Below are 22,813 nucleotides of genomic sequence, written 5' to 3'. Positions count from 1 at the left end.
GTAAGTTCCTTTATAATTTTACTTCGGGGGCTTGCCTTTCGGTAGCCAGTTCTATCTCGAAGAACCCGGCCTTATCGAAATGGAAACTGCCGGCGATGATGCTGCTGGGAAAGGTCTGCGATAAAATATTATAATCGCGGGCCGCGCCGTTGTAATAACGGCGGGCCATCTGCAGGTTCTCCTCTATCTCGACGAGGTTCTTGTGCAGGTCGAGGAAACTTCGGCTCGCCTTTAGTTCCGGGTATGCCTCCACTACGGCGAAAATAGATTTTAACGAACGGGAGATGGCGTTCTCCGGCCCGGCTTTGTCCTGCGGCCCTTCCGCCGTCATGCTTTTGGAACGCAGCGCGGTGACTTCTTCGAGGGTCTTCCCTTCGAATTGCTTATATCCCTTGACGGCCTCGACGAGGTTCGGTATGAGGTCGGCGCGGCGCTTGAGTTGGACGTCGATCCCGCTCCAGGCTTCTTTCATCAGGTTCTTGTATTTGATAAGGAGGTTATAGGTGAAGATAGACCATATTGCAAGCCCTATTGCGAGCAGTAATCCGACCGATCCGAATCCCAGCATTTTTCCTCCTAATTAGTGAGCGGTTTTCCGTCAAGCGGCGGGCTGATCTTCCCGACGTCCACGCCAAACCTGTCGAGGATAGTCGGGGTGACGTCTGATTGGAAGCCCTGCCTTATCCCCCGCGGGTCGTTAGCGGCCATAAAGACATACGGGGCGTAACCGTGCCCCTTCTGACCCTCGTCAAAGCCGTGGTCGGAGGTCACGTAGATCACCGTCGTATCGTATAATTTCAGCTCTTTGAGTTTCTTGACGATATCGCCGGTCAATTTATCGCAGGAGATGAGCGCGTCGTTGTATTCTTTCGAATTCTCGCCGAATTCGTGGCCGTTCTTGTCCGCCGCGGCGAACTGCAGGAAAAAGAAGAACGGCCTTCCTTTATATTCCTCTAGGAGCCTCTCGGCCTCACTCGCGACCTTCCGGTCCTCGTTGAGGCCGTTGATGAAAATGTCGGCGGCCTTGGCCGCGTTGTAATAAGGTTTCTCCGGAGTGCCGTAATTGAGGCGGTGGCCTTTACTGACAAGGGCGACCGTAACGAATTTGTCATGGCCGAAGCGGTCCTCGAGCCGCTCGAATATCGTGTACCCTTTGGGTATCGCTTGATATTTATCGTTAGAGCGGACACCCGAGGTCTCATCGTCGTAACCGGTCAATATTTGCGCGAATCCCGGTTCGGTCTCGGTCTGGTGGCCCCGGACCTCTATCTCGACGAACGAGCCCTCGGACGATAATTTCTTGAGGTTCGGCAGCTCGCCGCGGCCGAGGCATTCTTTAACGTGGTTCAATTGCGCCCCGTCCCAGCCGATGAGTACTATATCTTTCGGCCGTTCGTTCAATCCTAATGCGTATGATGGTACTGTAAGAAACAATACCACGCAAAGCGCCGGGAAGAACGCGAATTTCTTCATTTTTTTACAAGTCCGCGCTTGGTGTATGTCGTATGTAAGAGATGATGCGACTTCTCGCCGAGCGGTTCGACGAGGAACTCCTTGTAGATAGCCGTGATCGAAGGGTTCTCGTGCGATTTCCTTATCGGCTTGCCCAGGTCTTCCCTATATATCGCCTCAGCCCTCTTCTTCCTGGTCTCGGTATTCGTGGGGATGGGCTGGCCGCCGCCGCCGAGGCATCCGCCCGGGCAGCACATTATCTCAATGAAATGGTAAGGCGACTTACCCGCCTTGACCTCGTCCAGCAACTTACGCGCGTTCGAGAGCCCGCTCGCGACCGCGACCTTTACTTTCAACCCGTCGACGTCTACCTCGGCGGATTTTATCCCTTCAAAACCGCGGACATCGTTGAAATCAAGCTTGTCGAGTTTCTTCTTGGTGATGACTTCATAGGCGGTCCTTAACGCGGCCTCCATGACGCCTCCGGTCGCGCCGAATATGACGGCCGCGCCTGTCGATTCGCCGAGCGGATTGTCGAAATCCTCATCGGGAAGCTTATTGAAATCGATGCCCGCCTCTTTTATCATCTGGGCGGCTTCCCTCGTCGTAAGGACATGATCGACGTCCGGGAATTTGTCGCTATCCTTATATGCTTTTTTGTCTTTCCAATATTCGAATGCGCCGTCCATCTCCGGGCGCTTAGCCTCGAATTTCTTCGCGGTGCAAGGCATTATCGAGACTACCACCATATCCTTCGGGTCTACGCCGGCCTTCTCCGCGTAATATGTCTTCGCGACCGCGCCGAACATCTGCTGGGGCGATTTGCAGGTCGAAAGATGGTCGAGGACCTCCGGGAAGAAATGCTCGCTGAACTTTATCCAGCCCGGCGAGCAGGAGGTTATTAAAGGAAGGATGCCTTTATTCTTTATCCTGTCGATGAGCTCAAAGCCTTCCTCCATGATGGTGAGGTCCGCGGTAAACTGCGTGTCGAAGACTTTGTTATACCCGAGCCTGCGGAGCGCAGCGGTCATCTTCCCTGTAACGAGCGTTCCCGCGGGCAGGCCGAACTCCTCGCCTATCGCGGCCCTTACCGCCGGCGCCGTCTGGACGACTACGGTCTTCTTCGGGTCGTGTATCGCCTTCCATACGTCGTCTATCGAGCTCTTCTCGGTCAGCGCGCCCGTCGGACAGACGAGGACGCACTGGCCGCAGTTGGCGCATTCGACCTTCCCGAGCCCTTCGTTAAAAAAAGTCGAGACGATGGTCTTGGCGCCCCTGTTCACAAAATCTATCGCGTTTACGGACTGGACCTGCGAGCAGACCGCGATGCAGCGTCCGCAAAGTATACATTTGTTAGGGTCGCGTATGATCGAGGGCGAGCTCAGGTCGATGTCGAAGTCACGCTTCCTCGTCTTCGCAAACCTCACATCCCTTATGCCGAGGTCCGAAGCCAGGATCCGCAATTCGCAGGTCTCGTTCTTGTCGCAGGTCGGGCACTCTTTCGGATGGCCCGCCAAAAGGAGCTCGACGTTCATCCTGCGCGCGCCGCGGACAGCCGGCGTGTTCGTGTATATCTCCATCCCTTCGGAGACCTTTGTTATGCACGCCCTCAAAAGACTCTTAGCGTTCCTGACCTCGACGCAGCAGACACCGCACGAGGCGTTCTCGGATATCCCCTCGAGATAACAGAGGGTCGGTATCTCTATGCCCGCCTGCCTGGCTGCCTTGAGTATCGTCGTTCCTTCTTCTGCTTTGTATTCTTTACCGTCTATCTTTATGTTCATTATTTTGCCGGCCATTAGATCGCCTCCTTCACATCGCATCTCAAGCAGCGGGTAGTCTCGGTCTTTACGTCGTCCCAGCACAATCCGAGCGAGACCTCTTTGAAATTCCTCCTCCTCGCTTTTACCGAAAGCGTCTTCGGATATCTCCTGCCCTCGGGGCTCGGCTCGAGCGGGACTTCGTTCTTATATTTGAATTTCTTGGACAACAATGACAGCCGTTCTTCGCCCATCAGCTCGCGGTCCATCGCCTCAGCGGCCTTCCTGCCCTGCGCCATCGCCTCGACCGCGGTCGCAGGCCCCATGACGAGGTCGCCGCCCGCGTATACTTTAGGGGTGACGGTCTGGAGCGTGGACCTGTCCACTTTTATCGTCCCGTCCTCGTTCGCGTCGATGCCGACGTTGCGTATAAAACCGGAATCGACGCGCTCGCCTATGGCGAGGATGACCGAGTTGCAGGTAATCGCCTCGTATACGTCTGTGGCTACCGGCCTCCTCCTGCCCGATAGGTCGAACTCCCCCGGCTTCATCTTGCTTATCTCGATGCCTTTCACTTTTCCTTTTTCGCCGATGATCGATTTCGGGGCGGCAAGGAAGACGAATTTGATGCCTTCGTGCTGGGCCTCTTTGATCTCTTCTTTATTCGCCGGCATATCCTCTTTCTCGCGGCGGTAAACTACCGTGACGTCGCTGCCGGACCTGAAAGCGGTCCTGGCCGCGTCTATCGCGACGTTACCGGCGCCGATTATGGCCACCTTCTTGCCTGTCGCGGGCTTCTTGCCTGTCGCGACCTGCTCGAGGTATTCGGTCCCGCGCAGGACGCCCTTAAGGTCCCTGCCCGGGATGTCGAGATCCATCTCTTTATATGCGCCGGTCGCGAGGAAAACTGAATCGAAGGATCTCTCAAGCTCTCTCAATTTCTGCTCGCTGACTTTAGAGTTAAAGATAAATTTCACGCCGAAGTCCTTGATGAATTTTATCTCCCTTTCAAGGACATCCTTAGGCAGCCTGTATGACGGTATGCCGTACATCAGGACGCCGCCGGCTTTCGGTTTCTCCTCGTACACAGTGACCGAATGTCCTAGCCGCGCGAGATAATACGCCGCGGTGAGTCCTGCCGGGCCGCCGCCGACTACGGCGATCTTTTTCCCGGTCGGAGGAAGCTTCTCTTTTAACAACCTGCGCATCACGGCTTTATCCTTGCCGTATTTGTGCATATTATCGGCGACGAAGCGGTGTATCTCTCCCTGGGATACCGGATCGTCGATATCCTCCCTCCTGCAGCGCATCTTGCAATGGAAATGGCATATCCTTCCCGAGCTCGCCGGGAACGGATTGTCGCGCAGGATGAGGTCGTATGCGTCGTCCATCTGTTTCTCGTTTACCAATTCGAGGAAACCCGGGATGTTCATGTGGAGCGGACAGCTGTTCTCGCACGGCGAGAGGAACAACGACTGGCATACGCCCGCGTCGCATCTCTTATCCCTTATATGCTCCTCGTATTCGTCCCTGAAATATTTGAGCGTCGTAAGGACCGGGTTCGGCGCTGTCTGGCCGAGGCCGCATATCGCCGTGTCCTTTATGACCTTGCCGAGGTCTTCGAGCGTCTTAATATCCTCCATCTTGCCCTTACCCTCGGTTATGTCCTTGAGGATCTTTAACGCCTGTTGGAGCCCCTCGCGGCACGGCGTGCATTTGCCGCACGACTCGGCCGTGGTAAATTCTATGAAATAGCGCGCGACATCGACCATGCAGTTGTCCTGGTCCATCACGACCATACCGCCGGAGCCGAGTATCGCGCCGAGCTGGGCGAGGTTCTCGTAATCTATCTTGGAATTGAAAAGCGACGCCGGGATGCATCCGCCGGACGGGCCGCCTGACTGGACCGATTTAATGACCTTGTTCTTGCCGCTCCCCTCGCCCATCTGGTAGATGAGCGAAAGCACGGGAGAACCGAACGGAAGCTCGACCAGGCCGGTATTCTTTACCTTGCCGACGAGCGAAAAGACTTTTGTGCCGGCGCTCGCCGACGTGCCTGTCTGCGCGAACCACTGGCCGCCCCTGGCGATTATCGCCGGGACGTTGCTTAATGTTTCGACGTTATTTATGGTCGTGGGCTTGTCCCATAATCCCCTTTCCGCAGGGAAAGGAGGCCTGGGCCTCGGACGGCCCGGCTTGCCCTCGAGCGAGAATATAAGGGCCGTCTCCTCGCCGCAGACGAACGCGCCCGCGCCCTCGACTATCTGGATGTCAAAATTAAAATTTGTCCCCATGATATTCTTCCCGAGGAAACCCCACTCCTCGGCCTGGACAAGCGCCTTCTTTATCCTCTGGACCGCCAACGGATATTCCGCGCGGACGTAGATTATCCCGCCGGTAGCACCCATCGTATAGGCGGCTATCGCTATGCCTTCTATCAGCATGTGCGGGTCGCTCTCTATCTCATTGCGGTTCATGTAAGCGCCGGGGTCGCCTTCGTCAGCGTTGCATACCACGAATTTCTTGTCGGCCTTTATGCCGCGCATGATCTCCCATTTCCTCCACGGCGGGAAACCCGCGCCGCCCCTGCCCCTCAACTTCGAGATCTTGAGCTCTTCTATGATCTTCTCCGGGGTCATGCTCGTAATGGCCTTATATAATGACTGGTATCCGCCGACCGCTATGTAATCGTCTATGTTCTCGGGGTCTATGAGGCCGCAATCCCTAAGGACTATCTTCTTCTGGCCCCTGAAGAACGGCACCTCGTTCCAAACCGGGACTCCGGGAAAACCGCGCCCGTATATCACCTTTCCAGTGATGTGGTCCCATTCCTCGATCTTGCATAAGACCCTTTCCCTGTATATATCACCCTTCATCGTCTTTTCGACAATCTTCGCGGCGTCCTTCGGCTTGACTTTAGAGAGTACGATAAGCGGCTTCCCGGGCATATAAATATTTACCACCGGCTCGTCGGCGCAGAAACCGAAACAGCCGACCTTTCCGAGTGATATCTCAGCCTTCTTCCTGTGCAGTGACTTCTCGAGTTCTTTATATACCTCGTCGGCGCCGTTCCCGATGCCGCAGGTGCCCATGCCCACGGAGATCCGCGGCCTGTGCGACAATATCTGCCTTAACCTTTTATCCCTTTCATTGTTTAAATGTTCCAGATCAGCTATTATCATTTCTTCTTTCCTTCCCGGCTGAGCTCTTTTATCATCCTTGATAATCTTCCCGTGTCCATATGGACATATATTTTGCCGTCAATGACTACGACCGGCGCGAGCGCGCACTGGCCGAAGCAGGCGACCGTCCTCACCGTGAACTTGTTGTCGGGCGTGGTATAGAACGACTCGCCTTCGTCAAAAACCCCTCTTATCTTCAATATGCCTTCGAGGTGCTCTAATAGCGCCTTCGAACCCTTAGTGTGGCAGGCCGTTCCCCTGCATACTATTATCGAATGCTCGCCCTGCGGCTTAAGGTTAAAAAATGCGTAAAAAGTGGCGACGCTGTAGATCTTCGAGGCCGGCAGGTCGAGGTTCTCGGCTATGTATTGGAGCGTCTCTCTCGGGAGGAATTTATGCCTGTGGAGCTCCTGCGCCTCCTCGAGGATACAGAGGACATCGCCCGGCCCGCCCTTATATTTTTCGATTATCCTGTCCAACGACTTCGTATCTACATCCCTCTCCAAAGCTGCTTTCATGCATGTTCTCCTTTTAATTTATATATCAGGCCCTGAAGCTCTGAGGCCATATCTACGTTCGAGACCGGGATCCTTTTGGGCAACATGAGGTTTACAGGCGCGAAGTTCAATATCGCTTTTACGCCGCAAGCGGCGAGTTCCTCGCCGACTTCCTGCGCTTTATCGGCAGGGACCGCGAGGATGGCTATCTTTATCCCCTTCTCCTTCAATATGCCTTTCATCACCTTGGCATCCTCTATCTTTATGCCCTTGCGGACCTTGCCTATCCTTTCGGGGTCATTATCGAATGCGGCGGCGATCCGTAGGTTGAATTCCGTGAAACCGGGGTATCCCAGGAGGGCTGAGCCGAGCTTGCCGGTCCCAACGATGGCGATCTTCCACTCCATGTCGGTGCCGAGGATCTTTTCTATCTCTTTTTTAAGCGCGCTTGTGCCATAGCCGACACCGCGCTTTCCGAAGCCGCCGAAATAAGAGAGGTCCTTCCTGAACTGGACTGACGAGACATTGAGGAACTCGGTGATGTCCTCTGATGAGGCGACGTCCACCCTCTTCTTCTCAAGCATCCTTAAGCTTCTGAGGTATAGGCTTAAACGGCTTGCTGTATCCTGGGGAATGTACTTTTTAGTTTTGGGCATTACTTAGTTTGTTACGATTTTCACAATCTAATTAATTATACCATAAAACCGCGGAATGTCACGAAAATTATTTGATAAGGAGGGGAACTGCTGCGGGACCGGCCTAGACGTTAAATCTTATGTTTATTATATCGCCGTCCTCTACTATGTAATCTTTGCCCTTGAGGTAGAGTTTGCCGGCTTCTTTGACCTTCTCCTCGCTGCCGAGCCTTTCGAGGTCCGCGAATTTGATGACCTCGGCGCGGATAAAGCCTTTCTGCAGGTCTGAGTGTATCGCTCCTGCCGCTTCCGGCGCCGATGAGTTGCGTTTTACCGGCCACTGCCGGACCTCGTCTTCGCCCACCGTGAAGAACGATATGAGGTTTAGCGCCTGTATGCAGAGGCGGCTGAGCACATTTATCGCCGGCTCCTCTATCCCGAGCGCGGAAAGGAACTCCTGCTGCTCCTTCTCCGTCTCGAGGGAGGCGATCTCCGACTCGACCTTGGCCGAGACGAGCATCACTTCTATTTTTAAATGTTCATATTTTTTCTTGAGGTCGTCCAGGAGCGCCTTGTTTTTAAGGTCGTCTTCCGAGACATTTACCGCCAGTATCATCTCCTTTAATGTCACGAAAGGATAACTGGCGATTACCCTCTTCTCCTCGGGCTTAAGCTCTAGCAGCCTGAGGGGCAGTTCTTTTTCTATGTGGGTTTTTACGCGCGCCACGACCTCCCTCTCCTTCGACTTGGCCTCGTCTTTGGCTTTCCTGAGGTCCAGGTCCAGCTTCTCGAGGCGTTTCTCCGCGAATATCAGGTCGTGGAGGATGAGTTCGGAATTGACGCTGTCTATATCGCGTTTGGGATCGACCGTGCCGTTTATGTGGTAGACCGAATCGTCCTTAAAGGCCCTTACCACATGGCATATGGCGTCGGTCTCTGCGATGTCCTTGAAGATGTCGCCCTTGGTTATGGCGTCTTTTTCTATCTTGGGGAGGAGCTCTATATCTATCCTTGCCCTTACCTGTTTTTTGGGCTTATAGAGCGCGACGAGCTTGTCGTAGCGGGGGTCCTTGATCTCGGCTATACTCTTGATGTTCTTGCCTGAGGCAAGGTCCTTCTCCGAGATCTTGTGGTTTGTCAGCAGTTCGAATAAGGTCTTCTTGCCGGTCTGGGGCAGGCCTATAATACCGATCTTCATAGATAGGGATTATATCTTAAACCGGCGCGGAAGACAACCACGAAAACTTGCGGTTGTTCCTTTTCCACTCTTTGACGATGGAATAACCCATTAGGCAGTGCAAGGCATTCCTGATGTGCAACCCTAACAGCAGGGAGAACGCCCTGGAAAGCGAGTAGAATTCCGTGTACGCCTTAAGTACGCTTAACTGCAGCTCTTTCGCGGATATGAGCTTGGGCTTGAATACGAAATGCTGCCCGTCATAGAGGCTCCAGTCCTTGGTGAATATCCTTTTCTGGGATTCGAGGTCTTTGTAGACCTTTGTCCCCGGGAACGGTGTCAGCGCCATCATCTGTATGGTGTCGATCTTCTGTTTTATCGCGAATTTGAGCGTCTCCCATACGGTCGCTATATTGTCGTCATCGCCGCCGATGACGAACATCCCGTGGACCTTGATCCTGTTTTTATGGAACGCTCTGATCGCGTTTATTATCTGGGCCACCGTCTGCTTTTTGTCGTAGGCGGCAAGGGTCTTCTCGTTCACCGACTCGATACCGACGCATACGGAGCCGCAGCCGGCCCTGGACATGAGTTCAAGTATTTTGTCGTCCCTGGTGACATCACAGCGGACCTGGCACGACCAACCCCTTATTTTGTCCTTGATCAGGAGGCTTAGCAATTCGTATGTGCGCGAAGGCTTGGCCGCGAAATTGTCATCACAGAAAAATATCGACTTCTTGTTATCCTTTAACTCTCCCATCACGTTCTTGGCGCTCCTGAAACGGTATTCGCGCCCGAACATCTTCGTGACCGAGCAGAAACTGCAGTCGTAAGGACAGCCCCTCGAGGTAGAAATGGGCGTCGCCAGGCAGCGCGACCTGTCGCCCTTTATCAACGAAAAATCCGGGTATGGGAGGGCGTCGAGGTCCTTTACGGGCCTCCCCTTCACGATCGGCTCCGTGGTCCTGCCTTCGGCGATATCAACGATGACCTCTTCGGCCTCGCCGATGACCACCTGCCTTGCGTATTTTATGGCCTCTTCCGGGACAAGGCTGGCGTGCACTCCGCCCATTATCACTTTTTCCCTGGGAAATTGGGCAGCTATCTCGTAGCCGCGTTTCGCGGTCGAGGTCAGGATCGAGATCCCTACCAGGTCCGCCTCCAATTTGGAGTAATCCGGCTTGAATATGTCCTCGTTATATATCTCGACCTCATGCCCGCGGGCTTTAAGTATGGTACCCAGATATATCGGTCCCAAAAGGGGCATGGATATCCTGCTGTATACATTCGCTTCTGTCGAGCGCGGTTCAATAAATACTATCTTCATCTTACTCCTATTCCTTCCGCCCGAAATAGAAAAGGGCCCGCGCTTTGGACGCGGGCCCGTTGTTTTCGGGTCTTACGCCTTTGTTACATTTTTAGCTTGTTCGCCTTTGTCGCCTTTTTCGATGTCGAAATTGACTGCCTGGCCCTCTTCCAGAGTCTTATAACCGTCGCCCTGGATAGCGCTATAATGCACGAACACATCATTACCCGATTCAGGGGTTATGAAACCATAACCCTTCTGGTTGCTGAACCACTTCACCTTGCCTGTCGCCACTGCATTACCTCCTTTCGATAAAAATTGTAGATAAGGGCAGAACAAAAAAAAGCCGTAAGGTTAGACTATCTTGCCTTACGGCTCAATCTTTCTATACCCTCACTCGCTCTTAAAACGCTTCTTAACCCTGAAACCATGACTATGTAATAATACCTTAACTTCCGTTTTTTGTCAACCGATTATTTGAAACTGTGTTTCTTTATGAACTTCACGATCTCGGAAACGCTCGCCTCTGCCATGCCTATGCAGGTATCGGCGCACCCGTAATAAAGCCTGAGCCGGTCGCCCTCGACCACGGCAGAGCTCGGAAAGAGGACGTTCGGCACATCGCCTACTCGCTCGTAGATCTCGGACGGGTACATCAGGTAATCGCGCGTCCTGTAAAGCACCTTCCACGGCTTTTTAAGGTCGAGGAGCGCGCCGCCGGCCGAGTAGATATAGCCGTTACAGCTCGTCCATACGCCGTGGTATATGAGCAGCCAACCGTCTTTAGTCCTTATGGGATGCGGCCCCGGGCCTACCTTGGTCGACTGCCAGCCGCCTTTGGGCCCTAATACGAACCTGTGGTGGCCCCAGTGGACCAGGTCAGGGCTTTCGGCGTAAAATACGTCGCCGAACGGCGTGTGCCCCCTGTCGCTCGGCCTGTGGAGCATCGCGAACTTGCCGTCTATCTTCTCCGGGAAGATGACGCAGTTGCGGTTGGCCGGGGGAAGAGGGTTCTCCAGCTGCTTGAACGCCTTGAAATCTTTGGTGGTGGCAAGTCCGATGCACGGCCCCTGGGCGCCGGCATTGCACCATGTGACGTAATAGGTATCACCGAGCTTCGTGACGCGCGGGTCATAGCTGTGGTCGGTAACGAAGACCTCGGGATCGCCGCTCTTCATCTTTATGGGATCGGCTTCTATATCCCACTTGACCCCGTCCCTGCTCCTGCCCAGATGAAGGGTATAGTTCAGGTCGATCTCGTCGACCCGGAATATGCCCCTGTATTCATCACCGAAACGGACGATAGCGCTATTATGGATGGAATTAGCGCGGGGAACGGCTTTCGCCGTTATAATAGGATTGCCTCTGTAACGCTTGAAAACTGTCTCGTTAGCCATCGATTCTCCCTAGTATGGCTCCCTACCCGAATTGTTGACAAGTATACTAGGAAACATCCAAAATGTCAATGATGGCGAGCGGTCTTATAAGCGCCGAGGTGGAGTTTCAGAAAACCGAAGAAGTAACAAATTGAAACTCCACCACCGGAGCCGGATCCTTCCCTTCCACCCGGGAAAAACGTAGGAGCGCCTTCATCTCCCCGATTGAAACAAGACGAAAGCGCTCCAAAATCCTACAGCGGGTCATGCGGCACCCGTATCGTTATTCAAGACCTTTACGCTTAGCTCCTCATCCAGGGCCTTCCGGATAACGCGCAGAGGAAGGCCCGCGTTTATAAGCTGGGTTATCCTGGCCAGGCGGCTGGCGGTATCCTCCTCGGCATAAAGACGGACATTCCCCTTCTTCGAGACGACGTTTATCAAGCCGAAATTAGTATAATGGTTGACGGTCTGGTAGGTAAGGTTGTGTTTCCGGGCTATCTCCTTAGCGGATATGAGATCCTTCTTCATAAACCCCCACTTATCATAGTTACAATAACTATAATATTTATGCTTGTTATCAAACTTATCATAATCACAATACCTTGTCAATAAAAAAAGAGGGCCGTCCTTTTCGGACCGCCCTTCTTACTTATGGTGACAGCTTGTCCTATAGCAATTTAATTGCGGAGGATATGCTTGATTACTTATAATTTTCTTTTGGCATGATCGAGGTCGCGATGAGTGCCGCGATGAGGGACTTGAATATGTCTCCCGGGATGAACGGAATGAAACCCATCCAGAGGACCTCGCTTAAAGAGGCGCCCTGCCCTTTTACCGCGCCCAGCCATATCGCGAGATATGCCGAGCCGAACGCGAGGATGACGGCGCTTGAGACGAGCATTATGTTGAATAGAGGCAGGAACTTTCTTGCCTTCGCGTAATTATCCATAATATAGCCGATAGAAAACGAGACCACCGCATAGCCGAGCAGATATCCGGCTGTCGGCCCCAGCAGGACGGCCGCGCCGCCTTTAAAACCGGTGAATACCGGCAGGCCTGCCGCGCCGAGGGCGATATATAAGAGCATACTTATCCCGCCCCAGACATTGCCGAGCAGGACCCCTGCGAATAGCGCGGCGAACGTCGAGCCCGTTATCGGGACCGGCGTCCACGGCAATGGTATCCTCACCTGCGCGAGGACCGCCATAAGGCCGACCATCAAAAAGGCAAGTGTCAGTTTTTCGGCCTCGGCCAGGTGGTATCTCCACTTGAATATCTCGTATCTTGTCTTTGCGTATCTTTCGCCCAAAGTTATCGCACTCATCGTCTACCTCCGTTTATTTTGTTGTTTACAATTATAACACAGGGACGGTTCTTGAGACAATCGGAAAAGTGTCCCCTATATCAACTCACTTGAAACCGTATCGCAAAAGAGGAACCCTTTTTTCGTCAGGGCTACGCCGGCGCCCTTGCCTGCGAACTTCTTATATTTAATGAGTCCTGTGCCGGAAAGTTTCCGCAGGGCATCCGCCTCGAGCTCCCTGAGATCGAACCCGGTCTTCTCCTTAAACCAGCCGAAATCTATCCCCTCGGCCGTCCTTATCTTCACCGCCGCGGTCTCTTTCGCCTTACGGTCCCGGGTAAGCCGTTCGGAAGAGGTTACCGTGCTTTTCCCTGCTTCGGCCCTTTTGACATATTCCCGGACATCGGCCAGATGTCTTTTTCTGACCCCTCCGATATACGAGACCGCCGACGGCCCGAGGCCTATATACTCGCCGTTACGCCAATAATTGAGGTTGTGCCTGCATTCAAAGCCTTTTTTTGCGAAGTTCGATACCTCGTAATGCCGGAAACCGTGCGCGGGAAGATATTCGAGCGCCAGGGAATACATCCGCGCCGAAGATCCTTCATCGGCCGGGATGACCTCGCCTTTTTTTCTCGCCTTGTAAAGCGGCGTCCCCTTTTCGTAGGTCAGGCCGTAACATGAAACATGAGTAACCGGCAATTTTACCGCCCGCGCCATTTCGGCGGAACAGTCTTCGGGCGTCTCTCCCGGGGCGCCGAATATAAGATCTATGCCGATGTTCTTGAAACCTCTCTTCCTCGACAGCATGACCGCATCCACCGCTTTCTTTGCGCTGTGGATCCTGCCCAGCCTTTTTAATTTCGCGTCGTTGAAGGACTGGACGCCTATGCTCAACCTGTTGACCCCTTCATCCAAAAAGAGGTCGAGTTTTCCGGCGTCAAGGCTCTCCGGATTCGCCTCAATCGTGAACTCGGCATCTTCAGCGGCCAATCTCCTTGCGCCGCGCAAAAGCTTCCTCAATAACGGCGTATCCATCGCCGTAGGGGTGCCGCCGCCTATGAATATCGTCGAGACCGGGCCGCGGATAGCTTCCATCTGGCCGCCCAAAACGTCAACGTAAACGGACGCCGGGCCTCTTTTATAATTGATGCTGTAAAAATCGCAGTAACCGCACTTTTTCGCGCAAAAAGGTATGTGTATATACAATGAAGGCGTCATTTTATTTTTCTCTTGCATTATATTATATTTCATATATAATTGTAAACCATAAAATCTAATGGAGGTTTACAATGCGTTCACTGCTCCCGGCCCTGGCCTTTGCCTCACTTATCATGATACCAAATACCGCGGCTGCGGTAAACTTCTATGACGGGGTGCGGGCGGCCAAGGGGCTCTACTTCCTCACCTACTCCACCGTCTATGCCGCCGACAAGGTGACCGACTCCAAGGGCAGGACGGCCATAAAGGATTACGACCTGCTTAAGGTCGAGGAGCTGCTGCGTTTTTGCTACTATTCGCCCGATTTCGTGTTCACGGCGCTCCTGCCCGCGGGAGGCGTCCACGTCGGGTCGACGGACAAGAATTCCTTCGGCCTTGGCGACGCCTCGATAGGCGGCGGGTGGTTCCTGCCGGTCAAGGAAGTCGATATCCTGCCGATGCTCTTCGTGAAGGCGCCTACCGGTGAATACGCCTCGGACAAGAGCACCAACTACGGCACGCACCAGGTTGACATAAGGCCCGTCGTCTTTTTCCACAAGACAGTAAAGGATTTCAGCATGGACGCCGCAGCGAAATATTTTTTCAGGCTGGAGAACGACAAGAACATCGCGCCCGGCGACGAGTTGCACCTCCAATATCTTCTCGGCTACAACGTCACGAAAGACATAAAGCTCGGGCCGTCGGTAAACTGGATGCTAAGCCGGGACAAGAGTGTGGACGGAGTAAGGGTACCTGACAGCGCCCGCCAGACGCTTTCGGTCGGGGCGGAATTCTACACGAAGTTCTCGGGGATGAGTTTTGACTTCAGTTATCTTTATGACGCCTTCACCGAAAATGCGCCAAAAGGCCATTTTTTCCAGTTGAAAAGCTGCTACAAATTCTAGAATTTGCCGCTTAATAATTCCGATACGGTCACGAACCTGTAGCCTTTTTCCTGCAGTTTCCTTACCAGCCGCGGAATGGTCTTGACGGTCTGCCTGCGGTCCCCTCCCTCGGTGCTGAATACCCCTCCGCTGTCATGGAACAGGATGATGTCTCCCGGCCTGATATGCCTTGAAATATATGATGTGATCTGCTTATCGTGGAACGTCACCCAGTCCTTGGAGTTCAAGGACCACAGCACGATCCCGTATCCCATCTCCTTGATCTTTTGTTTTTCCGTATCGTTAAGCCAGGCCTTGGGAGGCCTGAAATATCTTGTCGTCTGGCCGGTTACGTCCTTAATGATCTTCTCCGTCTCGTCTATCTCTTTCTTAAGTTCGTCCATTTTATAATAGATCATGACCCTATGGTCGTATCCGTGGTTCTCTATATCGTGCCCCTCGCGAGCGACGCGCTTGGCGATCTCAGGATACCGCTCCACGTGTTTTCCCACCATAAAAAAGGTCGCTTTGATGCCGGCTTTTTTAAGCTCGTCGAGGATCAGCGGCGTCCATGCCGGCGAAGGGCCGTCGTCGAAAGTCAGGGCCACGACCTTCTCATCGGTCTTGACGCGGAAGACGGTGGATTTTCGCACGAAGACCGCCTGGTCAAAAAAGACGCAAAAGAGCGTTATCGCCGTGGCCGCAACAATGATGAGCACCGCCGAGATCCCGAGGTATCTTTTAATCTTTTGCATATCTACTCCTAATCATATCCGAATTTCTTTACGAATAGTGTTTTCACGGCCTGCACCGACAACAGGTAAGCCGGGACCATCCCCGCGAGTAAAAAGAAATATAAAGGCGGCGGCGCGGTAAACCCGAAATGGCTTCCCACCGGGGAAAGCGCTATTAAAATGCCTGCCGCGACTATGAACAGCGACATAAATACCAGCGGCTTGCTCGGGCGGCTTTCTATAAAAGGGATTTTTCCGGTGCGTATCACGTGTATTACCAGCGTCTGGGTGCAAAGCGATTCGATGAACCACCCGGTGCGGAACAATGCGGGGTTATTCCAGGTATTGAAGACATACAACATGACGCCGAACGTGAGGAAATCAAAGATCGAGCTTATCGGCCCGATCATCACCATGAAATTCCTCACGGCCTTTATGTTCCACGGGCGCGGTTTCATGAGATATTCCCCGTCGACCTCATCGGTGGGTATCGCCACCTGCGATACGTCATAGAGGAAATTATTGAGGAGTATCTGTATGGGAAGCATAGGGAGGAAAGGCAAAAAGATGCTTCCCCCTGTCATGCTGAACATGTTCCCGAAATTCGAGCTAGAGCCCATCTTTATATATTTGATGATATTCCCGAATGTCTTCCTGCCTTCGATCACGCCGTCTTCGAGGACGAGGAGGTTTTTCCTCAACAGGATTATATCCGCCGATTCTTTCGCGATATCTACCGCGTTATCCACGGAGATGCCGACATCCGACGCCTTCAGCGCCGGGGCGTCATTTATACCGTCGCCGAGGTAACCGACTATATGGTTATTCTTATGGAGCGCCCTGATCACCCTTTCCTTCTGGAGGGGCGACATGCGGGCAAAGACGTTCGCCGTCTCCACCGCAGCCTGAAGCCCGGCGTCAGGCATCTTTTCCAATTGCTCGCCAAGCACGAGACCGGTTATCCCAAGGCCTACCTCGCTGCATATCTTCTGGGTGACGAGCTCGTTGTCCCCGGTCAGGACCTTGAATTGTATGCCTTGTTTTGTCAGCGCCTCGATGGCCTCTTTCGCGTCCGCCTTCGGCGGGTCGAGGAAAGCGACATAGCCCTTAAGCACCAACCCTTGCTCATCGTCTTTCGAATATACCTCTTTCTTCGCGTCGCTATCCTTATACGCGATGGCCAGGACCCTGAAACCGTCGGCGCTTAACCTGTCATACTCCTCCCGCAAGTCGGCCAGGAGCCATTGCTCCATCTCGAATATCTCCCCGTCGAGCTCGTAATGCGTGCAGCGCTTGAATATCTCCTCCGGGGCCCCTTTCGAGATGAGTGCGTGCCTATTGTCCATATCGACGACGACAGACATGATCTTCCTTGAAAAATCGAAAGGCATCTCGTCTATTTTCCTGAACTTCTTAACCGCTATCTTTTCGTGCTTGAGTATGGCCTTATCGAGCAGGTTCTTCAGGCCCGTCTGGTAATAGCTGTTTATATAGGCATATTTAAGGACGTCCTGGTCCTCTTTCCTCACCACATCGCAATGCTTCTCGAGTATGATCTGGTCCATGGTCAGCGTGCCGGTCTTGTCGGTGCAGATGACATCCATCGCGCCGAAGTTTTGGATGGAGTTCAGGCGCTTGACTATCACCTCTTTCTTCGACATCGCTATGGCGCCTTTTGAGAGGTTGATGGTGATAAGCATCGGCAGCATCTCAGGCGTAAGGCCGACCGCGACGCTTAGGGAGAAAAGGAGCGCATCGATAAAATGGCGCCCGCGCATCGCGTTTATCGCGAAGATGGCCATCACCATTATCAACATCACCCGGATCATAAGCCAGACAAAGCTGTTAACTCCCCTGTCGAAACTCGTCTCGATCCTCATGTTGGCGAGCTTGCGCGAGATCTCGCCGAATTGCGTCGCGATGCCTGTCTTTACGACTACGCCGAGCGCAGTCCCGCTTACCACGCTTGAGCCCATGAAAGCGATGTTGCGCAATTCCGAGATCGAGGCTGATTTTACCTGGACCGCCCCCGAGACTTTTTCTATAGGGAAAGATTCGCCGGTCAGCGAGGCCTGGTTAATAAAGAGGTCCTTGCAGGAGATTATCCTCAAGTCGGCCGGTATCATGTCGCCCGCGAACAAGTCGACGATATCGCCCGGCGCTATCTCGCGGATATTTATTTCTTTGGGCCTGCCGTTCCTGTAAACGGTCGCGGTCGTACGGACCATCTCGCTCAGTTTTTCCGCGGCTTTCTCGGAGCGGTGTTCCTGTATGAACGAAAGGAATACGCTCAATATTATCATCATGAAGACAAGCAGCGCGCTTATTTGCGAGCCGAAATAAAGGGAAAACGACCCGATGATGACCAGGACGATAACAAGGGGATTCAGGAATTTGGAGAGGATCTCGGTTAATACGGTCCTCTTCTTCTTTTTGGCGGGTTCGTTGAAACCGTAATATTCGAGCCGCTTCTGCGCTTCTTTCTCAGAGAGGCCCTTCGGGGAGGTCTTAAGCTTGGAAAATATCTCCTCGATCGGGCTGCCGATATAATCAAAAGACGGGTATTGCGCTTTCTGTGTCATGGCGGCATCTCTTCAGGCTGGAGCAGGACCCCTAAAAATTCTCGGAGAGGATCTCGTAAAATGCCTGGGGGTGTTTGCAGGCCGGGCATTCTTTTGGGGCCTCTGCCCCTTCGAACACATAGCCGCAGTTTATGCAATGCCACTTGACCGGCGCCTTCTTCTTGAATACTTCGCCGTTAGCTATGTTGTTGATGAGCCTCCTGTATCTAGACTCGTGGAATCTTTCAACTTTCGCTATCTGCTCGAAGGAGCTGGCGACTTCGGGAAATCCTTCATCCTTGGCTATCCTTCCAAAATCGGAATACAGCGTAGTCCACTCCAGCTTCTCTCCTGCGGCCGCGGCTTCAAGGTTCGCCTTCGTATTATTTATCTTACCGGCCGGGTAAGCGGCCGTTATCTCGACATCTCCGCCTTCAAGATACTTGAAAAATACCTTGGCGTGCTCCTTTTCGTTCTCCGCGGTCTCGGTGAATATATTCGCTATCTGCTCATAGCCTTCTTTTCGCGCGGCGCTGGCGAAATACGTATACCTGTTCCTCGCCTGGGATTCGCCCGCGAACGAGGCAAGCAGGTTCTTTTCGGTCTTCGTGCCCTTCAATGATTTATCCATTTTGATTTTCCTCCTTGGAAAGATGACTATATATACCACAAACGGGGGGATTTTTCAACGGCCAATTTCATTTTTTTGCGACGGGACGCGGGGGCCTGATGTCGAATACGGTTATCTCCGGCCTCACCATGAACCTGACCCTCACACCGGCCTTCCCTTCGGTCCCTATGCCGCGGTTCACGTAAAGGACGGTGTTCCCGACCTTGTATTCCCCTGCTTCATATCTCTTGCCGTATTTCGAAAGGGTGATTATCGCGCCGTAAAACGGGAGCGCCACCTGTCCGCCGTGGGTATGTCCGGCTAGATACAGGTCGACATTTACGCCTTTCAGGTCCTCGATGAGGTCGGGCTTATGGTACAAAAATATGCTGTAATACCCTCGCGGCACATTCTTCAGTAACGGAAACCAATACCCGCCATGCTCGAAATTAAGGCCTGAGATGAAAAAAATATCCCCGTCTTTGTTTATCCTCTCGATCTTCGCGTCCAGGGGATCGAAACCGGTCCCCCCGAACAGGTCGAGCCCGCGCAGGAACCAGTAATCGAAGTTCCCTGTCACGGCATATTTTCCTATATTAGCCTTAAGGCTCTTCAGGGTCTTTTTAAAGACGGGCAGCGCCTTCGGGGAATTTACCGCGTCCCCCGTGAAGACGATGATGTCGGGTTTCAGCGCGTTCACCGCCTCTATAACTTTTTTCTCGTTCGTGCCTTTGGGGTCGGTATGCAGGTCTGATAACTGGACTATACGGAGACTGGCGCGGGATAATTTGCTGCTCTCTATCTCCACTCTCTTGACTTCTATCCAATGCGGTTCTATTAAAAGGCCGTAGAGGAAGCAAAGGATACCGGCCGCCGCCAGGATATGGACGGCTATCGCCGGCTTGGACAGGAAACCGGAAGGCCCTTCCTTGCGCCGTAATTTATGGAGGACCAGCCCGGATATCAGCTGGCCCTCTTTTATGTATACGGCGAGAACAAACGCGAGAAAAACGCCGAGCGAAACGAATTCCCGGATCAGCATCAGAGCATTTTGCCCTTTTGCAGACTAAAGGTACCCTTGAGCTTGATATCCCTGGACGAACTGCCCACCTCGATCTCGAATTCTCCGGGCTTGGCGGTCCAATCCTTCTTATCGACATCATAGAACGCGAGGGACCTCTTATCGAGCTTGAATGTCACCTTTAGCGTTTCGCCGGGCTTAAGATTCACCCTCTTGAATCCCTTAAGCTCCCTTACGGGCCTCTCGACGCCCGGAGCGACCTCCCTTACATACAACTGGGCGACCTCGGCGCCTTCCCTCCTGCCGGTGTTCTTGAGGTCGAAAGAGGCCGTGATATCGATCTTACCGTCCGACACCGCGCCGGGCGTTATCGTAAGGTTGCTGTATTCAAAGGTGGTATAAGAAAGGCCATGGCCGAACGGGAAGAGGACCTTTGTCCCCTGCTTGTCGAAGTAGCGGTAGCCTACGAAGACGCCGTCCGAATAATATACCTTGCCGTTCTTGCCCGGATAAGTGGAATACGCCGAACAATCTTCCCATTTGATCGGGAAGGTTGTGGGCAGTTTGCCCGACGGATTGTAATATCCGAGCAGCACATCCGCGATAGCATTGCCGCCTTCCTGTCCAGGATACCACATCTCGAGGATCGCAGGGACGTCATTTACCCATTCATTCATAATGACCGCGGCCCCGGAATTCAATACGACGACCGTATTTTTATTCGCCGCGACGACCTTCTTGACGAGATCGTTCTGGCTATCAGGAAGGTTTATATCTTTCCTGTCGAAATTTTCTGACTCAAAGCGCCCGGAGAGACCGATAAATACGATCGCAATATCGGATTTCTTCGCGACCTCGGCGGCCTCTGCGGCCAATTCCCGGGGAATATCCCATCCCAACTTAACAACCGCTCCTCCGCCGTTCTCATAGAATTCGACGCGCAGGTCGTACTCCTTGCCCGCCTCAAACTTCATCGTAGTGCTTTTAGTCTCTTCGCCGTGGTCTTTCCAGCTGTCTATGATCTCCCTGCCGTCTATGAAGAGGCGGGAACCGTCGTCGCTCCGCAGGTTCACCTCGTACTCGCCGGTCTTCGGCGGCGTGAGTTTCGCCGTCCACCTGGCGGAGAAATGGTCTTTCTGTATGCCGTCTGCCGGCGGCCCATCGCCCCATGAGAAGTCTATATTCTTGTCGACCCTTTTCACGGCCGGAGTGCCCTCGAGCCTTTGGTTATTGAAATATTCCCCCAGAAAACCGTTTACTTTTTTCCCGTTGAAGACGGTCTGGACAGCCGACGTCTCGATCGGCACTACTTCGCCTTCAAGTTTGCATCCCAACGCGTAATTTATTGCGACTTTATTGCCGAGTCTCTTCTTCAGTCCGTCGAGCGGGCTCACGTTATAGGCAGGCGTCACCTCTGAACTGCCTCCGCCGCCGAACCTGTTGACAGCGGCATTGGGGCCTATGACCGCGATCGATTTTATCTTGGTTATGTCGATAGGCAGGACACCGCCGGTATTCTTGAGCAGGACTATCCCTTCCTTGGACGTCAGGAAGGCCGCCTCTTTGTGTGCCGCCGTATTAAGGGACCCGCGGTTCGGCGCCGGGTTGGCGTCGAAGAGGCCGAGCCAGAACATCGCCCTTAGGATCCGCCTTACCTTGTCGTCTATCACGGCTTCCTTTACCTGGCCGTTATTGACCGCGCTCACCAATTTCGAGTTAAAATTATCCCCTCTCGGCATCTCGAGATCGAGGCCGTAATTCGCCGCGTTGACCGTGCTGTGCGTTCCCCCCCAGTCCGAGACGACAAACCCTTTGAATCCCCATTCTTTCTTAAGAATCTCATTTAGCAGGCGGTCGTTCTCGCTCGAATGATAGCCGTTCACTTTATTGTAGGAGGCCATTACGGACCATGAACCGCCTTCTTTCACCGCCGCCTCAAATGCCGGCAGGTATATCTCCCTGAGCGCCCGCTCGTCGATGACCACATCTATCGTGCCGCGTTCCCATTCCTGGTTGTTGCAGGCGTAATGTTTTACTGTCGCGACGACTTTATTGTCCTGAAGGCCCTTCACATATACTACAGCCAGCCGCGACGAGAGATACGGGTCTTCTCCGAAACTCTCGAAATTCCTTCCGCCCATCGGGACCCTGTGGATATTCACGCACGGCGCGAGGGACATATTCCTGTCCTTTCCCTTGACTTCTTCGGCAAGCGCCGCCGACACTTTATAGATCAGGTCCGGGTCCCATGTCGCGGCCATGCATATGGACGACGGGAATGCCGTCACCGGGCCGCTCCTGGCGACGCCGACCGGGCCGTCGCAACACTTCAATTTCGGGATACCCAACCTGTCGATGGGATACGTCTCCATCTCGTTTCCCGCGATAAGGGTCACCTTCTCGCTGAGCGTCATCTTTTTTATCAATTCATCGATCTTCTTTTCCGCCTGTTGGTCCTCGCCGTAAACAGCCGCAGCCGAAAACAAAAGAAATAAGGCAAGTGAGAGCAGAAAGATCCCGGGCCTATTCATTTTTTTCCATTCCTTTCATCATTTTGCCTATGTCAGGCATCTCCATGGAGAATTTCTTGTAATCGGACGGCACCTCGAACAACGAATCAGGCTGCGGTCCGGTCTTGATATTCCTGTATTCTACGCTCCAGCTTCCGTCCAAAGCGGCAGACTTAAGCGGGAGGTTTGAACCGCTCTCTACCCATTGGAACATCTCGTTCTTGATACCCTCTATTTCGTAGGTTACCTTATATTTGTCCGCCGTCTTGCCGTCCACCGTGTCCTTCCCGAGAGGAGTGCGCTCAAGCTCGCCTTCTACCTTATCCGAGGCGGCCATCATCTTCTTGGCGTCAAAAGCCTGCTCCATATACATCTTTTGCCCGGGGATCAGCACCCAGACGACTTTCTTGTCCACTCTCGATATGGATATGCTCTCGGGGGCTTCCATCCTGCTCTTTTCTCCGCTGACAAAAACCTTGGCGTTGAAGGTTTTGCCCGACTGGGTGGTGACTACATCGGCCGAAAAGTCCACCGCGAAGACGGCCGCGGCCAGCGACAGGACCAGCATGACCGCCAAACAAAAAGAAACCCTCATTATTTTT

At 53.3% G+C, this 22,813-nt stretch carries 20 protein-coding genes; 1 reads left to right on the top strand and 19 read right to left on the bottom strand.

The genetic code is table 11. The features are described from left to right. Positions 1 to 10: 10 nt before the first annotated feature. The 13 genes from PHO67_05120 to hemW all read right to left on the bottom strand — a co-directional run bounded on the left by PHO67_05120 (position 11) and on the right by hemW (position 13,912). Positions 11 to 568 carry a LemA family protein gene (locus tag PHO67_05120; protein MDD5546516.1) on the bottom strand — a complete coding sequence of 186 codons (558 nt, stop codon included), beginning with the start codon at positions 566 to 568 and terminating at the stop codon, positions 11 to 13. Positions 569 to 576: 8 nt separating this feature from the next. After that, positions 577 to 1,473 carry an alkaline phosphatase family protein gene (locus PHO67_05115; GenBank protein MDD5546515.1) on the bottom strand — a complete coding sequence of 299 codons (897 nt, stop codon included), beginning with the start codon at positions 1,471 to 1,473 and terminating at the stop codon, positions 577 to 579. Next, positions 1,470 to 3,251, bottom strand: coding sequence for an NADH-dependent [FeFe] hydrogenase, group A6 (locus PHO67_05110; GenBank protein MDD5546514.1), 1,782 nt, complete (start codon positions 3,249 to 3,251; stop codon positions 1,470 to 1,472). Before PHO67_05110 ends, PHO67_05115 begins: the two co-directional genes overlap by 4 nt. Continuing rightward, positions 3,251 to 6,394 (bottom strand): FAD-dependent oxidoreductase, encoded by a 3,144-nt coding sequence (locus PHO67_05105; protein MDD5546513.1) that lies wholly within the window; start codon positions 6,392 to 6,394, stop codon positions 3,251 to 3,253. Before PHO67_05105 ends, PHO67_05110 begins: the two co-directional genes overlap by 1 nt. Continuing rightward, positions 6,391 to 6,912 carry an NAD(P)H-dependent oxidoreductase subunit E gene (locus PHO67_05100; protein ID MDD5546512.1) on the bottom strand — a complete coding sequence of 174 codons (522 nt, stop codon included), beginning with the start codon at positions 6,910 to 6,912 and terminating at the stop codon, positions 6,391 to 6,393. Before PHO67_05100 ends, PHO67_05105 begins: the two co-directional genes overlap by 4 nt. Next, positions 6,909 to 7,547, bottom strand: a complete 639-nt coding sequence (locus PHO67_05095; protein MDD5546511.1) for a redox-sensing transcriptional repressor Rex — start codon at positions 7,545 to 7,547, stop codon at positions 6,909 to 6,911. Before PHO67_05095 ends, PHO67_05100 begins: the two co-directional genes overlap by 4 nt. A 103-nt stretch (positions 7,548 to 7,650) precedes the next feature. Next, positions 7,651 to 8,724, bottom strand: a complete 1,074-nt coding sequence (gene ychF / locus PHO67_05090) for a redox-regulated ATPase YchF (GenBank protein MDD5546510.1) — start codon at positions 8,722 to 8,724, stop codon at positions 7,651 to 7,653. A 16-nt stretch (positions 8,725 to 8,740) separates the two neighbouring features. After that, positions 8,741 to 10,030 carry a radical SAM protein gene (locus PHO67_05085; protein ID MDD5546509.1) on the bottom strand — a complete coding sequence of 430 codons (1,290 nt, stop codon included), beginning with the start codon at positions 10,028 to 10,030 and terminating at the stop codon, positions 8,741 to 8,743. 72 nt (positions 10,031 to 10,102) lie between these two features. Further along, entirely contained in the window at positions 10,103 to 10,303 is a 201-nt protein-coding gene (locus PHO67_05080; GenBank protein MDD5546508.1) for a cold-shock protein, read from the bottom strand. Positions 10,304 to 10,482: 179 nt separating this feature from the next. Beyond that, on the bottom strand, positions 10,483 to 11,406 hold the full coding sequence (locus PHO67_05075) for a glycoside hydrolase family 130 protein (GenBank protein MDD5546507.1): 924 nt from the start codon (positions 11,404 to 11,406) through the stop codon (positions 10,483 to 10,485). A gap of 243 nt (positions 11,407 to 11,649) precedes the next feature. Next, the gene (locus PHO67_05070; protein MDD5546506.1) at positions 11,650 to 11,916 is read right to left on the bottom strand and encodes a MerR family transcriptional regulator; all 267 of its coding nucleotides are present in this window, start codon (positions 11,914 to 11,916) and stop codon (positions 11,650 to 11,652) included. A gap of 172 nt (positions 11,917 to 12,088) precedes the next feature. Further along, the gene (locus tag PHO67_05065) at positions 12,089 to 12,712 is read right to left on the bottom strand and encodes a biotin transporter BioY (GenBank protein MDD5546505.1); all 624 of its coding nucleotides are present in this window, start codon (positions 12,710 to 12,712) and stop codon (positions 12,089 to 12,091) included. A 75-nt stretch (positions 12,713 to 12,787) separates the two neighbouring features. Beyond that, a complete protein-coding gene (gene hemW / locus PHO67_05060) occupies positions 12,788 to 13,912 on the bottom strand; it encodes a radical SAM family heme chaperone HemW (GenBank protein MDD5546504.1) in 1,125 nt (374 codons plus the stop codon). A 71-nt stretch (positions 13,913 to 13,983) separates the two neighbouring features. Between hemW and PHO67_05055 the strand changes: the two genes are divergently transcribed. Further along, positions 13,984 to 14,796: a transporter gene (locus PHO67_05055; GenBank protein MDD5546503.1), complete on the top strand. Its 813-nt coding sequence runs from the start codon at positions 13,984 to 13,986 to the stop codon at positions 14,794 to 14,796. Here PHO67_05055 and PHO67_05050 read toward each other — a convergent pair. The 6 genes from PHO67_05050 to PHO67_05025 form a co-directional block, all read right to left on the bottom strand. After that, positions 14,793 to 15,530, bottom strand: a complete 738-nt coding sequence (locus PHO67_05050; protein ID MDD5546502.1) for a polysaccharide deacetylase family protein — start codon at positions 15,528 to 15,530, stop codon at positions 14,793 to 14,795. The genes PHO67_05055 and PHO67_05050 overlap by 4 nt on opposite strands. Before the next feature lie 8 nt (positions 15,531 to 15,538). After that, the gene (gene mgtA, locus PHO67_05045) at positions 15,539 to 18,091 is read right to left on the bottom strand and encodes a magnesium-translocating P-type ATPase (GenBank protein MDD5546501.1); all 2,553 of its coding nucleotides are present in this window, start codon (positions 18,089 to 18,091) and stop codon (positions 15,539 to 15,541) included. A gap of 31 nt (positions 18,092 to 18,122) precedes the next feature. Beyond that, positions 18,123 to 18,701, bottom strand: a complete 579-nt coding sequence (locus tag PHO67_05040) for a rubrerythrin family protein (protein ID MDD5546500.1) — start codon at positions 18,699 to 18,701, stop codon at positions 18,123 to 18,125. Positions 18,702 to 18,768: 67 nt separating this feature from the next. Next, positions 18,769 to 19,722 (bottom strand): metallophosphoesterase, encoded by a 954-nt coding sequence (locus PHO67_05035; protein MDD5546499.1) that lies wholly within the window; start codon positions 19,720 to 19,722, stop codon positions 18,769 to 18,771. Further along, positions 19,722 to 22,232, bottom strand: a complete 2,511-nt coding sequence (locus PHO67_05030) for a glycoside hydrolase family 3 C-terminal domain-containing protein (GenBank protein MDD5546498.1) — start codon at positions 22,230 to 22,232, stop codon at positions 19,722 to 19,724. Before PHO67_05030 ends, PHO67_05035 begins: the two co-directional genes overlap by 1 nt. Further along, positions 22,225 to 22,806 (bottom strand): hypothetical protein, encoded by a 582-nt coding sequence (locus PHO67_05025; GenBank protein ID MDD5546497.1) that lies wholly within the window; start codon positions 22,804 to 22,806, stop codon positions 22,225 to 22,227. Before PHO67_05025 ends, PHO67_05030 begins: the two co-directional genes overlap by 8 nt. Between the last annotated feature and the right edge of the window lie 7 nt (positions 22,807 to 22,813).

This window comes from Candidatus Omnitrophota bacterium, assembly GCA_028716565.1.
Taxonomy (GTDB): Bacteria; Omnitrophota; Gorgyraeia; order Pluralincolimonadales; family Pluralincolimonadaceae; genus Pluralincolimonas.
Note: the sequence above shows the minus strand (reverse complement) of the source record. Positions and strands in the feature narration are given on the sequence as shown.

Excerpts from the sequence above, each read along its gene's own strand:
- PHO67_05040 (MDD5546500.1), bottom strand. The coding sequence starts at position 18,701 with ATGGATAAATCATTGAAGGGCACGAAGACCGAAAAGAACCTGCTTGCC.
- mgtA (MDD5546501.1), bottom strand. The coding sequence starts at position 18,091 with ATGACACAGAAAGCGCAATACCCGTCTTTTGATTATATCGGCAGCCCG.
- PHO67_05050 (MDD5546502.1), bottom strand. The coding sequence starts at position 15,530 with ATGCAAAAGATTAAAAGATACCTCGGGATCTCGGCGGTGCTCATCATT.
- hemW (MDD5546504.1), bottom strand. The coding sequence starts at position 13,912 with ATGACGCCTTCATTGTATATACACATACCTTTTTGCGCGAAAAAGTGC.
- PHO67_05075 (MDD5546507.1), bottom strand. The coding sequence starts at position 11,406 with ATGGCTAACGAGACAGTTTTCAAGCGTTACAGAGGCAATCCTATTATA.
- PHO67_05025 (MDD5546497.1), bottom strand. The coding sequence starts at position 22,806 with ATGAGGGTTTCTTTTTGTTTGGCGGTCATGCTGGTCCTGTCGCTGGCC.
- PHO67_05110 (MDD5546514.1), bottom strand. The coding sequence starts at position 3,251 with ATGGCCGGCAAAATAATGAACATAAAGATAGACGGTAAAGAATACAAA.
- PHO67_05115 (MDD5546515.1), bottom strand. The coding sequence starts at position 1,473 with ATGAAGAAATTCGCGTTCTTCCCGGCGCTTTGCGTGGTATTGTTTCTT.
- ychF (MDD5546510.1), bottom strand. The coding sequence starts at position 8,724 with ATGAAGATCGGTATTATAGGCCTGCCCCAGACCGGCAAGAAGACCTTA.
- PHO67_05055 (MDD5546503.1), top strand. The coding sequence starts at position 13,984 with ATGCGTTCACTGCTCCCGGCCCTGGCCTTTGCCTCACTTATCATGATA.
- PHO67_05035 (MDD5546499.1), bottom strand. The coding sequence starts at position 19,722 with ATGCTGATCCGGGAATTCGTTTCGCTCGGCGTTTTTCTCGCGTTTGTT.
- PHO67_05095 (MDD5546511.1), bottom strand. The coding sequence starts at position 7,547 with ATGCCCAAAACTAAAAAGTACATTCCCCAGGATACAGCAAGCCGTTTA.
- PHO67_05105 (MDD5546513.1), bottom strand. The coding sequence starts at position 6,394 with ATGATAATAGCTGATCTGGAACATTTAAACAATGAAAGGGATAAAAGG.
- PHO67_05100 (MDD5546512.1), bottom strand. The coding sequence starts at position 6,912 with ATGAAAGCAGCTTTGGAGAGGGATGTAGATACGAAGTCGTTGGACAGG.
- PHO67_05120 (MDD5546516.1), bottom strand. The coding sequence starts at position 568 with ATGCTGGGATTCGGATCGGTCGGATTACTGCTCGCAATAGGGCTTGCA.
- PHO67_05030 (MDD5546498.1), bottom strand. The coding sequence starts at position 22,232 with ATGAATAGGCCCGGGATCTTTCTGCTCTCACTTGCCTTATTTCTTTTG.
- PHO67_05065 (MDD5546505.1), bottom strand. The coding sequence starts at position 12,712 with ATGAGTGCGATAACTTTGGGCGAAAGATACGCAAAGACAAGATACGAG.
- PHO67_05085 (MDD5546509.1), bottom strand. The coding sequence starts at position 10,030 with ATGAAGATAGTATTTATTGAACCGCGCTCGACAGAAGCGAATGTATAC.
- PHO67_05070 (MDD5546506.1), bottom strand. The coding sequence starts at position 11,916 with ATGAAGAAGGATCTCATATCCGCTAAGGAGATAGCCCGGAAACACAAC.